Origin of the sequence: Paraburkholderia sp. SOS3, assembly GCF_001922345.1 — a bacterium.
Lineage (GTDB): Bacteria > Pseudomonadota > Gammaproteobacteria > Burkholderiales > Burkholderiaceae > Paraburkholderia.
In genome coordinates, this window is sequence record NZ_CP018812.1 from 171,056 (window position 1) to 184,064 (window position 13,009).

A 13,009-nucleotide genomic window follows, 5' to 3' on the forward strand; every position below is an offset into this window, starting at 1 on the left:
ATACTGGGTTTTATCGAGCGGTCCATCGGCCGCTGCAGGAGCCCCATCATCATGACCGACCTTGCCACGCCAGCCACTGCGGCCGCGTCTCACACGGCGCCGGCCACCGAGCTCGAAATCCAGGGCATGACCTGCGCCTCGTGCGCGATGCGCGTCGAAAAAGCGCTCGCGAAAGTGCCGGGCGTCGCGTCCGTGTCCGTGAATCTCGCCACCGAAAAGGCCAGCGTTCAGCTGAACGGCGCGTCTGGCATCGATCAGTTGATCGCCGCCGTCGAAAAGGCCGGCTACCATGCGACGCCGCTCGCGGCCGAACCATCCGCTGCTGCCGCCGCTTCAACGGCCGGCCTCGCTAGCGCGGCGTCCGCCAAACCGCGCGACAGCGCGCGCCGCGACTTCATCGCGGTGCTCGTCGCTGCGCTGCTGACACTGCCGCTCATCGTCCCGATGGCGGCCGAACCGTTCGGCTACCACGTGATGTTGCCGGGTGCCGTGCAGCTCGTGCTCGCGACGATCGTCCAGTTCGTGTTCGGCGCGCGCTTCTATCGCGCCGCATGGCGCGCGGTGCGCGCGGGCGCCGGCAATATGGACCTGCTCGTCGCGCTCGGCACGTCGGCCGCGTACGGCGTCAGCCTTTATCAGCTCGCGATGCATCCGGGCGACACGATGCATCTTTACTTCGAAGCGTCGGCCGTCGTCATCACGCTCGTGCGCTTCGGCAAGTGGCTCGAGGCGCGCGCAAAACGCCAGACCACCGACGCAATCCGCGCGCTCAACGCGTTGCGGCCGGACCGGGCGCGGATCGTCGTCGGCAACGACGAGCGCGAGGTGCCGCTCGCGCAGGTGCGCATCGGCATGATCGTCGCGGTGCGGCCCGGCGAACGTGTTCCCGTCGACGGCGCGATCGTGCAAGGCCGCACCCATATCGACGAATCGCTGATTACCGGCGAAAGCATGCCGGTGCCGAAGCAACCCGATGACGCTGTCACGGCGGGCTCGATCAACGGCGAAGGTGCGATCACGGTGCGCACCGAGGCAATCGGTGCGGAGACGACGCTCGCGCGCATCATCCGGCTCGTCGAGACCGCGCAGGCGGAAAAAGCACCGATCCAGCGCCTCGTCGACCGCGTCAGTGCCGTATTCGTGCCCGTGATTCTCGCGATCGCCGCACTCACGCTGCTGGGCTGGCTGTTTGCGGGCGCCGGCGTCGAGACCGCGATTCTCAATGCGGTCGCCGTGCTCGTGATCGCCTGCCCTTGCGCGCTCGGCCTCGCAACGCCGGCCGCGATCATGGCCGGCACCGGCGTCGCCGCGCGCCACGGCGTGCTGATCAAGGATGCGCAAGCACTCGAGACCGCGCATCAGATCAATGTCGTTGCGTTCGACAAGACCGGCACGCTGACGGTCGGGCAGCCGTCGGTGACGGCCTTCGAGACCGTCGATGGCACCGATCGCGACGAGGCGTTGCGTCTGGCTGCAGCGGTACAACGGCATAGCGACCATCCGTTGGCGCGCGCGGTGGTCAAGGCGTTCGAGGCGCAGCGGGGTTCGCGCGCGAACGTGACGGTCCAGGCCGATTCGCCGGCATCCGGCGGCGCCCTTGCCACTGCTACTGCTGCAGCCCATGCCGTTGCGAGCGTCGGCGCGGATGCCGACGCCCACGCCGGTACCGCTCATGCCGCGCTCGCGGGAGCCACGGCATCCGCGACCGCACTTTCCGCGCGTGCGGTCCCCGGCCGTGGCGTCGAAGCCGATATCGACGGACGCACGATCGCGATCGGCAGCGGCCGCTGGCTCGCGGAACTCGATATCGCGCTGCCCGAGCGTCTCGCGTTGCGCGCGCAACAACTCGAACACGCGGGCAACACGGTGTCGTGGCTGATCGCTCGTCCAATCGCTAGCGGCAGCGCAGGCGCTCATGACGGAGCAGGTACGGGCCCCGGCGCCACGGCGCCCGCCGTGCTCGCGCTGATCGCCTTCGGCGACACCGTGAAACCGTCCGCGCGGGCGGCGATCGAGCGCCTCAGGCGAATGGGCATCAAGAGCGTGCTCGTCACCGGCGACAACCGCGGCAGCGCGGCGAGCGTCGCGGCTGCGCTCGGCATCGACGAGTTTCATGCCGAGGTGCTGCCCGCCGACAAGGCGCGCGTGATTCACGATCTGAAGATTCGCAGCGCGGGCGTCGTCGCGATGGCCGGCGACGGCATCAACGATGCGCCGGCGCTCGCCGCCGCCGACATCGGCATCGCGATGGCGACCGGCACCGACGTCGCGATGCATGCGGCCGGCATCACGCTGATGCGCGGCGACCCCGCGCTCGTCGCCGACGCGATCGATATCTCGCGCCGCACCTGGCGCAAGATCCAGCAGAACCTGTTCTGGGCGTTCGTGTACAACCTGATCGGCATTCCGCTCGCCGCGTTCGGCTTGCTCAATCCGATGCTCGCGGGCGCGGCCATGGCCTTCTCGAGCGTCAGCGTGGTGACGAATGCGCTGCTGCTGCGCCGCTGGAACGCGCGGCACAGCTGAACGGGCCGCCGCGCCGGCGCTGCGCGACCGGCACGGCACGGCACGGCACGGCACGGCACGGCACGGCACGGCCAGTCATTACACTTTGCTTTCGAAAGACTAAAGAAATCCGTCCGCGCTGCCGTTAACCCCTGACAGGTCGCGAGAACTTCAAGCGTTGGGCAATCTGCTCGCGACACGAAACTGCGCATGCAGTCCCGTCCCCGTTACCGCCAGCACTGACATGGAATTCCCCTCTTTGCGCCGCGCCAGCGTCGGCGCCAGGCTCGCCATGCTGTCGTGCGCACTGGTGGCGTCGATCTTCGCGGCTTTCACATGGGCCGTGACGCGCTCGGCCGGCGAGCAGATCAACGAACAGGTGCTCACCCGCATCGCCGAGAAAGACCGCTCGATCGCCGACACGATTTCGCTGTTCGACAAGGCGCTCGGCGCCGAAGTCGGCCGCTCGATGTCGTTGTTCGAACACTTCATGCCGTCGGACTTCGCGCTCGACGAAACGCAGAAGGTGGATATCAACGGTGTCGCCACGCCCGTCTTCAAGGCCGGCGACAAGACGCTCAATCTCGACTTCTCGATTCCCGACGACTTCCTCGCACGCAGCGGCGCGATTGCCACCGTATTCGCGCGCACCGGCGACGACTTCGTGCGCGTGACGACGTCGCTGAAAAAGCAGGACGGCTCGCGCGCGATCGGCACGCTGCTCGACCGCAAAGGCCCCGCCTACGCGCCGATTCTCGCGGGCAAGACCTACACGGGGCTCGCCGCGCTGTTCGGCAAGCGCTATATCACGCAGTACAAGCCGATCCTCGATGCGAACGGCCGCGTGATCGGCGCGCTGTTTGTCGGCGTCGGCGTCGATGCGCAGATCGATTCGATCGAAGACGGCATCCGCAAACTGAAGATCGGCGATAACGGCTACTACTTCGTGATCGACGCGTCCCATGGCGCGGATCGCGGCAAGCTCATCGTCCATCCGACCGCGGCCGGCCAGAAGGCCGACGACAACAACGCGCCGTATCGTCAGATGCTCGACGAGAAGGAAGGGCGAATCGCGTATACGTCACAGGACGCGGCGCTCGGCGAAACGAGTGCGTCCGACAAATACGCATCGTTCATTACCGTGCCCGAATGGCAGTGGCTGCTCGGCGGCATTGCGAAACGCGACGAAGTGATGGCGCAGGTCAACGCGACGCGCGACCGCTTCCTGCTGATCGGCTTCGTGCTCGTCGCGGTGTTCGTGGCGATCTTCCTGATCGTCGTGCGCCGCCTCGTGAGCCATCCGCTCGAAGAAGCGGCCAAGGCCTCCGAACGTTTCGCGGCCGGCGACCTCAGCGTGCGCGTGGGCGACGCGGGCCGCGGCCGTCGCGACGAAATCGGCCGGCTCATGCATGCGATCGACGGTATCGGCGAAGGGCTCGCGCGCATCGTGACGCAGGTGCGCGGCGCATCGTCGGACATCACCGACGGCACCGCGAAAATCGCCGCCGGCAGCGGCGATATCGCGGCACGCGTCGCGACGCAGGCGAGCAGCCTCGAAGAAACCGCGGCGAGCATGGAACAGTTGACCTCGACGGTGCAGCAGAACGCGGGGCATGCGGCGCAGGCCAATACGCTCGTCACAAACGCGTCGGCCGCGGCGGTGGACGGCGGCCGCGCGGTCGAGCGCGTCGTGTCGACGATGGGCGAGATCAGCCAGTCTTCGAAGAAGATCGCCGATATCACGTCTGTGATCGAAGGGATCGCGTTCCAGACCAACATCCTTGCGCTGAACGCGGCCGTCGAAGCCGCGCGCGCTGGCGAGCACGGCAAGGGTTTCGCGGTCGTCGCCTCGGAAGTGCGCGCGCTCGCGCAGCGCAGCGCCGCTGCGGCGAAGGAAATCGAAGCGCTGATCGCCGAATCGACGGCGCAGGTCGATAACGGTTACCGGATCGCGGAGGAGGCAAGCGTGACGATGCGCGGCATCGTCGATCGCGTCGGCCAGGTGCAGACGATCATCGGTGAAATCAGCGTCGCGTCGCGCGAACAGTCGGGCGGCATCGAGCAGGTCAATCTCGCCGTTACGCAGATCGGCGAAGCGACGCAGCAGAACGCGACGCTGGTGGTCGAAGCGGAACGTGCGGCTGCGGAATTGCGTGAGCAGGCGGACCGTTTGAGCAATGCGGTCAGCGTGTTCAAGGTCAGTGGAGCCGGGCGGAACTGAGGTAGCCCGGCATCAATCAGGCCGTCGGCCGGAACATCTCGAACATCGGGCCGATCTCCGCGTAATCCGCGCGATATCCGGCGCGCATCACCGGATGCGCGGCCATCGTATCGAACCGGCCATCCTTCAGATACTGGTTCTGAATGTGCACGCCGACCACTTGCCCGATCGCGAGGTAGTTGTCGATCGGTTTGCCGTCGAGCGAATGCAGCCGCACGACCTGCAGCAGTTTGCATTCGAGTGCTGCGGGCGATTCGCCGACGTGCGGCACCGATACATTGCGTCCCGGCACCGGCGTCAAGCCCGCGAGTTCGAATTCGTCGACTTCCGGCGGCACCGGCGCCGAAGTCTGGTTCATCTGCGCGGCGAGTGCTTTCGACGTCATGTTCCAGACGAACTCGCCTGTCTCTTCGATATTGCGGATGCTGTCCTTATACGACTCGCTGCAAAAGCCGATCATCGGCGGAAACGTCGCAAACGCGCCGAAGAAGCTGTATGGCGCGAGATTGAGCCGGCCGTTTGCGGCGCGCGTCGAAATCCAGCCGATCACGCGCGGCGCGACGATCGCTTTGAACGGATCGTGCGGCAAGCCGTGGCCGACGAGCGGATCGTAGAAGTGAACTTCGTTCATGTGGCGTTGCCTGATTCCCGGTGTGCGTTGGACGAAGTGCCCAGCATAGCGCACACACGATGCGCGTTGCCCGTAAAGGAAACCGGCCTGCCGCATGATGCGCGGCAGGCCGGTTCAACTTCGCATGCAGCGGCAAGCGCCGCTGCACTCACGGCCTGCATTCACAGCCGTTTCACATCGCACCGATTAACCGTGGTGATCGTGGTCATGGTCGTGACTGTGGAAGTCGCGGTGACGATACGGATCGTGTGCGTGCGGATGGCGGTGCATCCATTCGTCGTGCGACCAGTAGCGGTGGCCGTCCCAATAGCGGCCGTCGCCCTGCCAGCCGATGTTGATCGACAGGCCAACCGGCATCATGTGCGGTTCGCCATACACCACCGTTTGCGCAAATGCGCCGGTTGCGCCGAGCAAAGCGCCGCCCGCGAGCAGCGTGGCAATCAGGGTGCGCGACGTCTTGTTCAAGGCTTTCATGTTCGTTCTCCCGTTCAGAGTTGTTGCTGGCGCGGGCCGCGGATGCGAGTGCGTCCGGCTTTGGCCCCGCGCTTGAGACCCACTTTAGCGGCGCCGCCGATTTATAAACGTGAACACTTGTAAGCGCGCATTTCACAAAACGCCGGCCCATACGTCCCCGTTATCGGCGAATCGCCTGTCATTTCGGGACGAGGCTTGCGGCTGCACTGACAGAGTGCTTGCTTCGATGTCAGCGACCGTTACATCCCTTTCGTCCAAGAAAGCGTGGGAAAGCAGATTCGAAGGTGAAAATTTGACGGCAACGCGTTTGCGGACTACCTGCGCAGGACTGGAAAAACAAAAAGCCCGGCTTGCACCGGGCTTTCGTTACTCCGCTTTGACGACTTCGCGCGGATTACGCGTATGGGCGATACGACTTGCGCCCAGATTAGTCGGTAAGACGGACGCCGAACAGCGTGGCTTGCGCACGGCGCAGGCGCTCCGCTTCGCGTTGGCGTGCCTGGAACGAGTAATCCGAATCGAGCGGCAGGTGCGGCGACGCAAAGAGGTCGCTGACCTTTTGGTACAGAGCAAAAAGAAAGTTCATGGCGACTCCCGGCTGTTGATTGATTGGGGTTTTCCCTTAAGACCGAGTATAGGGTTTTCCCTAGATCGCGTCTAGTGCATCGCACAATTTTTTTGTAAATGCCGCGCGGCCCGGCGTCCCAGCGCTTTGTGCGTTGCATCATCGCAACAGAGGTGGCACCGGCGGGCGGTCTATGCGCCGCCCGCCGCGCTTCGGCATCAGCGCGGATGCGTCGTTGCCGTTGCGGCTGCGGACTTGTGTTTGCGCGCGTGCGCGGTCTTCGCCGGCGAATGGGGCTCGGCGGGCTGACGCGCGGCGGCCGCTGCCGGTACGTCCGGATTGGCTGGTGCATTGCCCGCGTTTCCTGCGCTGCCGATCGTCGCAGCCGGCGTCGCGGACGGACGCACGGAAGACGATTCGGTCTGCAGCAGCGTTGCGAAGGTCGCCTGCTGGCCGAGCAGCGTCTGTTCGATGCGTTGCTGCCGAACCGTCGTGTCATGCGCGAGGCGCACGAGCAACAGCATCTGCGCAACGCCGATCGCCACCGTCACGAGCAGCACACCGACGACGATCGACAGCATCCGCTTCATCCGGCGCGAATGCTCAGCGGCCGCGCGACGCTGGTCGGCAATCACGCCGTACAGCGCGTCGACGGTATCGGCGAATGCGGCCGCGCGTGCGTGGTCGAGTTCGGGTGTGGCGCGCGAGGGCGAGGGTTGCGCAGCGGCGCCGATGCCTGCAACGCCCGATGCGCCGAACGGCGTGCGAGGCGCCGAAGACGCGTACGGTTGCCTCGGCGGTGGTGCCGCGCGCGTGGCATCGGCGGCCGGTTCGGTGGTGGATCCGGTGGATCCGGTGGATCCAGCGGTGTCGGTGGTGTCGGTGGTGTCGTTTGGAGGCAAGGAGTTGGCGCCACGCGACGCGGCAAGCGTCTTCGTTTCAGTATCAAGCGCGGTCGCATTGCGTGCGGTGGATGCCGCCGCCATCGGCAGTGCATCGGACGAGACCGCACCCGCCGACGTACTCGGCTGCGCACTTGACCGCATACTCGGCCGCATGACCGGCGAAGACGCGACCGCGGACGTCTCACGCGCGCCGCCGCCGTCATTTTCACTGTTCGCCTTCGCTCGCGCCGTATCGGCAGTCGCGACAGTTGCGTTGCCCGGTTCATCTGCACGCGCTTGCAGCGGCGGCGCGTTCGTTTCGTCTGCGCCGCCCGCCGCTTCGCGTCCCGCATCGCGCACTGCATCCTGCGCATGTGCCGCGGCGCGCGCACTCCGGCGCACTGCCTTCGTCTCCACCGGCGCCTCGACAACCACCGCATCGCCGCCGTCCGCAGCCGCCGCCTCGACCGCGGCCAGCACCTCGTCGGGCAATTCGAACCCGGTCAGCGTGCCTTGCCGCACGTCGATGTTCATCGCCTCCAACGCCGCGCGCGCGGGATCGTCGGGGAACAGGTCAAGCGTGCCGTCGTCGGCGGGCACGTCGCTGAGTTCAGCGAGGCGCTGCGCCGAACGCGCGGCGCGTGCAAGCTTGTTTTCGGTTTCGGTCGAGACGGTGGAGGGAGCGGACGGGGTACGCGGCGCTTTCGAGCCGGAACGGGCGGGGCGGGAGGTCGTAGGTGCTGCGGGATCGGCCATGTTGTGTTCCAAAGTGTCCCCGGGAGAATCGGGTCGAGCGCCGCTATTATGGACGACAAGCCGCAGCGATTCGATCCCGCCGTCTCGGGTCGCCCGGTCACACGTTGTACAAAAGAGTCATTCCCGCGCGTTTTGCGCATCGCTTGCGCGTTGCTTCCCGACCGCGATCAGCCGTAACTTGCGGCTGCTTGTCCCAGCCCTTCGCATGCGCTTCGGCGAGCACCGCTGTCGTCGCGAGCCTTGCACGCACGAGGACCTGCCCGACCTGGCCTGTGCGATCGGGCCACACGCGCACTCTTAGCATCGGCAGATCGAACGGCAGCGGTGCGCCATCGGCCGTCTTTTGCGACGGCGCGAGCGTGCCGGCAGCGGTGTCGACCCAGTTGCTGAAGTAATCATTGAAGCGATGCGCGGTTTCCGTATCAAACGAAAGCGCCGTCTGCAGCGTTTCCGACACACGCCGAGCATAGGCAAGCCATGCTTGCGGCGCCTTCTCGATGCTCGCGTGATGCGCGCCCGTGCCGACCCACGCTGTGCGCGAACGCCAGCAGCGCCGCGCCGAGCGCGCCCGCTACGCCAAGCTTGCCAGCCTGATCATTGCGCGTCGGCCTTCGACGCGTCCGTCGCGCTGCTCGCGAGGCCGGCAACGGTGACGCCTGCGGCTCCTTCCCCCGCGGCCGTCGCCGGCCGGTCGCGCAGATGCAGCAGGAACTCGCGAATCAGGCGGTCCCACAGCTCGATCAGCGAACGCAGATTGCGCTCGCTCACGCCGCCCGCCACCACCACGTCCATTTCGAGCACGAGGAACGGCGCCTGTTCCCAGAGTCGCGCAAAGCGCTTCGTGCGGTTCCAGCTCGCGACGATCTCCGCCGGCAATTCGCCCTGCACCTGCAGCGCGCAGCTCAGCGTGAAGTCGAGGAACGTGCCTGCTTCGGCGGCCGCATTGCCGAAGCGCGCCGCGAAGCCGACGCCCTGGCTCGCACTCATCAACTGCACGACCCCATTCTGCTCGGCCGCCGTCACGCGGTAGCCCGCCGCCTTGAACACATCGGCCAGCTGGTCGACGCCGACGGCTTCGATGAATCTCTCGTCGTTTCCCTTCTCCAATACTGCGTTTGCCGCGGTCGTCATATCGTGTCCTGTTGTTTCGATCAATCGTGTGAACGGGCTGATTACATTTACGGGTTACGTCGATCGCCTGAGTCGAAGCAGAATGCAATGCCCGACCGCATATGGTGCGACGCCTTCGTGACTGTGTTATTTCGCCGCAGCGACTGCTGACGCGGGTTTCCCGATGCCGCTACGGCAGGCACCGGAAGCGCGTTCGGATCGTATTTGGCCGCATACAACTGATCGCCGTACCGCTGCGCGATCTCGTCGTACTTCACGCGTGCGCTGCTGCGCGGCCGAAGCCCTGTCCGCCTGCAATTGCGCCTGCGTGTGCTGCAGTTGCCGCAATTGCTCGACGGTCGAACCTGGTTGCGCGCGCAACCGGTGTTCAATGCTGCCGCTTTGCGCATGTGCCGGCATCCTGCTGCTGATCAACGCGCGCAGCGATTGCCCCTGCTTCTGGCCTTCGGCAATGTCGGTCGTCGCGTTGACCAATGCGCTCGCGATCGTCGACGCGAACCAGCGGCATCATCGCCGCCCGGTCGGTAGCCGCGTGCGTGTCGCGCTGCGCTACCGTTGCTGCCCTGGCGGGCATACGGCGCGCTTCGCCGGTTCGCTGGCGCAACCGCGATGGAGACTCGGCGCGACGGCCGCTTTCTGCGTGCTGTCGTTGCGCATGCATGCGTGGCTCGCATTCGAAGTGCCGATCTGGTGCTGGATTTCGCGCGGCACATTTGCACCCGATCGCGCAGAGCGCGCCGAGGGTCGTGCCGCCAGCGACACCGGGCCGCCCGCGCGCTGGCCGCCCGACTCCGGTTCATCGGCCGACACGCACCGCGGCGGCCATTCATAGCGCGTTCATGAGGCTGGGCAAACCCGCTTCGAATGACGACTCAAAGCTCGAAAGCAGCGCACGACATCACGCCTGCGAGCTATTGACAGCGTCATTGCCGTTGTCGCGAAACTCCTTGACACCCGGAAAGCGCCGCATCTGCTCGCACACCGCCTTGTATTCCTGCGGCGACACACGGCTGAGTACGATCACCACTTCATCGAGTTCGGGCGAGTCGTCGCACTGCTGCACGACGAACTGCTTGACGCGTACGGCCGACGGGCCGAGCGCATCGTGCAGCGAATGAAACGTCAGCGTGCCGCGTTCGACGAGCACCGTCATCTGGCGCCGCTGTCTCACGGTGATGAAGCGCCGCTCGATCGGCTTGATACCGGCCAGAATGACCAGGATGATGATCGTCGCCGCGATCGATGCGGTGTACAGACCGCCGCCGACCGCAAGGCCGATCGCCGCCACCGACCACAGACTCGCGGCCGTGGTCAGCCCGCGGACGATCTCGCCGCGCAACAGAATCGATCCCGCGCCGAGAAAGCCGATTCCCGAGACGACCTGCGCGGCGACCCGCGACGGATCGAGCACGACGTGCTCGTTCTGCAGCACATCGAAGAAGCCGAACGCCGACACGATCATGATCAGCGTCGAGCCGACGCAGACGAGCATATGGGTGCGCAACCCCGCCGCCCAGGACAGGCGCTCGCGCTCGAACCCGATCACGCTGCCGAGCGCGGCCGCCATCACGAGCCGTGCGATAAGTTCAAGATTGCCTGGCATATTGCCCCCTTGTTTTTGTTGATCAAGCAAGATGCGGTCCGCCGCGACCCGAGCGGCGTACCATAGCGGGTTATTCGGCTGCTGCGGTGCCGGCCCTGCGCCACCCGCGAGCAGCGTGCCTTATTTTCAACCTGAATTCGAAACATGAGCCGATCTGCTTCGACGCCCGCCACCGCACTCTCGCTTCGCGAACACTTTGCGCGTGTGGTCCTGCCGGCCTGGCGCGGCGCCGGTTTCAACGAGGCGCTGAATCTGCCTTACGAAGCGCTGGCCGCCGATGGCCGCCGGCCGCTGCCGGCCGTCCGTTACCGCGCGATGGCCTGTGCGCGCCAACTATTCGTATTTGCGCAGGCCGGCGAAGCCGATCACGCCCAACGGCTTTTCGAAGCGTTGCTGCATTACTTTCAGGACCGCAAAAACGGCGGATGGTTCTATAGCGTCGACGCACAAGGCGCGCCGCTCGATACGACGAAGGATCTGTACACGCATGCATTCGTCGTGTTCGCGTGCGCCGAGCATGGTGCACGTTCGGGCAATCGCGATGCGTTCGATATCGTGCATCGCACGTCGTCGATCATTCAGGATCGGTTTGCGGTGCGCGCCGGGGCGCACGCCGCGCAGGACAATCTGCATGGGCTCTATCGAGCAGCCCTCGGCGTCGATTTCTCGACCGTACCCGGCGCGCCGCTGCAAAACCCGCTCATGCATTTGACCGAAGCCTGGCTCGCGGCGCGGCAAGCAACCGGCGACGCCGCCTTCGATACCGCGCTCGAGCGCTTGTGCAGCGCGGTTGCGCGTACGTTCGTGCATACGCCGACCGGCTGCATCGCCGAACTGCCGGTCGGCAGCGCGGACAACTGGCTCGAGCCCGGGCATCAGTTCGAATGGTTCTGGCTCATGCGGCAAGCGGGCGCGTTGCTCGAGCAATCGGGCCTCGAAGCGCCGCTTTCACGCGCCTTCGTTTTTGCGCAGCGTCACGGCGTGGACGCTACCACAGGCGGCGTGGCGCTGACGCTCGACGAACACGGGGCCATCAGGGATGCGACACAACGCATCTGGGCACAATCCGAATACTTGCGCGCACTCGCGGTGCATCCCGATGCGCGCGTGCGCGCCGCGCTTGCGCAGCAGATCGAACGCTTCAGCGAACGCTTTGTGAGTCCACAAGGCTGGTTCGAATGCAGGACGGCCACAGGCGAAGTGACGCGCGACGACATGCCGTCGACAACGCCGTATCACCTTGCGACGGCCTACGCGGCGCTATAACGCCCGGCCGCGCCGCGCGCGGCGAGGGCGCGCGCCGCCCCCGCTGCTCAAAGCACGTCGAGCGGCGTCTTCAGATAGCGGATGCCGTTCGCCTCGGGCGGGGGCAGTGCGCCTGCACGGATATTGAGCTGGATCGACGGAATCAGCAGCGTGGGCGCGCCGAGCGTCGCATCGCGCGTATTGCGCATCTCGACGAATGCGCGCTCTTCCACCGAATCGTGCATATGGATATTGCACTCGCGCTGGTCGGCGACCGTCGTATGCCAGCACACGCCGCGTCCGTTCGGCGGATAGTCGTGGCACATGTAGAGCCGCGTGTCGCCGGGCAGACTCAGCAGACGGCGGATCGACGCGTACAACATGCGCGCATCGCCGCCGGGGAAATCGCAGCGCGCCGTGCCGACGTCCGGCATGAAAAGCGTATCGCCGACGAACACCGCGCCGTCGAAGCGGTAGGCGACATCGGCGGGCGTATGGCCGGGCACATGCAGCACGGTTGCTTCGAGTTCGCCGACGTGGAAGGTTTCGTCTGCAACGAACAGGCGATCGAACTGCGAGCCGTCTGGAAGAAACTCGGGCTCGAGATTGAACACGGGGCCGAAGATCTTCTGCACCGACCGGATGTGCTCGCCGATGCCGGTCGCGCCGCCCAGGTGATCGCGCAGATAAGGCGCCGCCGATAGATGATCCGCATGCGCGTGCGTCTCGAGCAGCCACTGCACCTCGAGCTTCGTATCGCGCACGAACGCGATGATGCGGTCCGCCGAATGCGTCGACGTGCGCCCCGCGCGCGGGTCGTAGTCGAGCACCGGATCGACGATCGCGCACTGCGAACCGGGGCCCGCGTGGACCACGTAACTGATCGTTGCCGTGACGGGATCGTGGAATGCTTCGATCGCAGGTTTCATCGGTTACCTCGGCTTGAACCGGCAGCACACTGCACGATAACCGACCTGATGTGGGCCCGCCAGCA

General features: G+C 65.8%; 12 protein-coding genes. 4 read left to right on the forward strand and 8 right to left on the reverse strand.

Annotated elements, in window-relative coordinates:
- The first annotated feature begins 51 nt into the window (after positions 1-51).
- Positions 52-2,526 carry a heavy metal translocating P-type ATPase gene (locus tag BTO02_RS20820; RefSeq protein WP_075159163.1) on the forward strand — a complete coding sequence of 825 codons (2,475 nt, stop codon included), beginning with the start codon at positions 52-54 and terminating at the stop codon, positions 2,524-2,526.
- A 223-nt stretch (positions 2,527-2,749) separates the two neighbouring features.
- A complete protein-coding gene (locus tag BTO02_RS20825; RefSeq protein ID WP_075159164.1) occupies positions 2,750-4,726 on the forward strand; it encodes a methyl-accepting chemotaxis protein in 1,977 nt (658 codons plus the stop codon).
- Between the two features lie 16 nt (positions 4,727-4,742).
- On the opposite strand, the gene BTO02_RS20830 is transcribed toward BTO02_RS20825, so the two are convergent.
- The 6 genes from BTO02_RS20830 to BTO02_RS20850 form a co-directional block, all read right to left on the reverse strand.
- On the reverse strand, positions 4,743-5,357 hold the full coding sequence (locus BTO02_RS20830; protein ID WP_075159165.1) for a flavin reductase family protein: 615 nt from the start codon (positions 5,355-5,357) through the stop codon (positions 4,743-4,745).
- 186 nt (positions 5,358-5,543) lie between these two features.
- Positions 5,544-5,831: a hypothetical protein gene (locus tag BTO02_RS20835; protein ID WP_075159166.1), complete on the reverse strand. Its 288-nt coding sequence runs from the start codon at positions 5,829-5,831 to the stop codon at positions 5,544-5,546.
- A gap of 427 nt (positions 5,832-6,258) precedes the next feature.
- Entirely contained in the window at positions 6,259-6,417 is a 159-nt protein-coding gene (locus tag BTO02_RS34830) for a hypothetical protein (protein WP_198039299.1), read from the reverse strand.
- 197 nt (positions 6,418-6,614) lie between these two features.
- Entirely contained in the window at positions 6,615-8,036 is a 1,422-nt protein-coding gene (locus tag BTO02_RS20840) for a hypothetical protein (protein WP_075159167.1), read from the reverse strand.
- Between the two features lie 97 nt (positions 8,037-8,133).
- The gene (locus BTO02_RS20845) at positions 8,134-8,493 is read right to left on the reverse strand and encodes a hypothetical protein (protein WP_075159168.1); all 360 of its coding nucleotides are present in this window, start codon (positions 8,491-8,493) and stop codon (positions 8,134-8,136) included.
- A 137-nt stretch (positions 8,494-8,630) separates the two neighbouring features.
- Positions 8,631-9,167 (reverse strand): YbjN domain-containing protein, encoded by a 537-nt coding sequence (locus tag BTO02_RS20850; protein WP_075159169.1) that lies wholly within the window; start codon positions 9,165-9,167, stop codon positions 8,631-8,633.
- 370 nt (positions 9,168-9,537) lie between these two features.
- Between BTO02_RS20850 and BTO02_RS20860 the strand changes: the two genes are divergently transcribed.
- The gene (locus BTO02_RS20860) at positions 9,538-9,999 is read left to right on the forward strand and encodes a hypothetical protein (protein ID WP_156883934.1); all 462 of its coding nucleotides are present in this window, start codon (positions 9,538-9,540) and stop codon (positions 9,997-9,999) included.
- 66 nt (positions 10,000-10,065) lie between these two features.
- Here BTO02_RS20860 and BTO02_RS20865 read toward each other — a convergent pair whose 3' ends face one another.
- Entirely contained in the window at positions 10,066-10,770 is a 705-nt protein-coding gene (locus tag BTO02_RS20865; protein ID WP_075159172.1) for an MgtC/SapB family protein, read from the reverse strand.
- A 144-nt stretch (positions 10,771-10,914) separates the two neighbouring features.
- On the opposite strand from BTO02_RS20865, the gene BTO02_RS20870 reads away from it, so the two are divergent.
- On the forward strand, positions 10,915-12,036 hold the full coding sequence (locus tag BTO02_RS20870; RefSeq protein ID WP_075159173.1) for an AGE family epimerase/isomerase: 1,122 nt from the start codon (positions 10,915-10,917) through the stop codon (positions 12,034-12,036).
- 47 nt (positions 12,037-12,083) lie between these two features.
- Here BTO02_RS20870 and BTO02_RS20875 read toward each other — a convergent pair whose 3' ends face one another.
- On the reverse strand, positions 12,084-12,944 hold the full coding sequence (locus BTO02_RS20875) for an MBL fold metallo-hydrolase (protein WP_075159174.1): 861 nt from the start codon (positions 12,942-12,944) through the stop codon (positions 12,084-12,086).
- Positions 12,945-13,009 lie beyond the last annotated feature (65 nt).

What these genes read in the sequence shown, in the direction of transcription:
- BTO02_RS20820 (WP_075159163.1), top strand. Translation starts at nt 52, where the DNA reads ATGACCGACCTTGCCACGCCAGCCACTGCGGCCGCGTCTCACACGGCG.
- BTO02_RS20825 (WP_075159164.1), top strand. Translation starts at nt 2,750, where the DNA reads ATGGAATTCCCCTCTTTGCGCCGCGCCAGCGTCGGCGCCAGGCTCGCC.
- BTO02_RS20830 (WP_075159165.1), bottom strand. Translation starts at nt 5,357, where the DNA reads ATGAACGAAGTTCACTTCTACGATCCGCTCGTCGGCCACGGCTTGCCG.
- BTO02_RS20835 (WP_075159166.1), bottom strand. Translation starts at nt 5,831, where the DNA reads ATGAAAGCCTTGAACAAGACGTCGCGCACCCTGATTGCCACGCTGCTC.
- BTO02_RS34830 (WP_198039299.1), bottom strand. Translation starts at nt 6,417, where the DNA reads ATGAACTTTCTTTTTGCTCTGTACCAAAAGGTCAGCGACCTCTTTGCG.
- BTO02_RS20840 (WP_075159167.1), bottom strand. Translation starts at nt 8,036, where the DNA reads ATGGCCGATCCCGCAGCACCTACGACCTCCCGCCCCGCCCGTTCCGGC.
- BTO02_RS20850 (WP_075159169.1), bottom strand. Translation starts at nt 9,167, where the DNA reads ATGACGACCGCGGCAAACGCAGTATTGGAGAAGGGAAACGACGAGAGA.
- BTO02_RS20860 (WP_156883934.1), top strand. Translation starts at nt 9,538, where the DNA reads ATGCTGCCGCTTTGCGCATGTGCCGGCATCCTGCTGCTGATCAACGCG.
- BTO02_RS20865 (WP_075159172.1), bottom strand. Translation starts at nt 10,770, where the DNA reads ATGCCAGGCAATCTTGAACTTATCGCACGGCTCGTGATGGCGGCCGCG.
- BTO02_RS20870 (WP_075159173.1), top strand. Translation starts at nt 10,915, where the DNA reads ATGAGCCGATCTGCTTCGACGCCCGCCACCGCACTCTCGCTTCGCGAA.
- BTO02_RS20875 (WP_075159174.1), bottom strand. Translation starts at nt 12,944, where the DNA reads ATGAAACCTGCGATCGAAGCATTCCACGATCCCGTCACGGCAACGATC.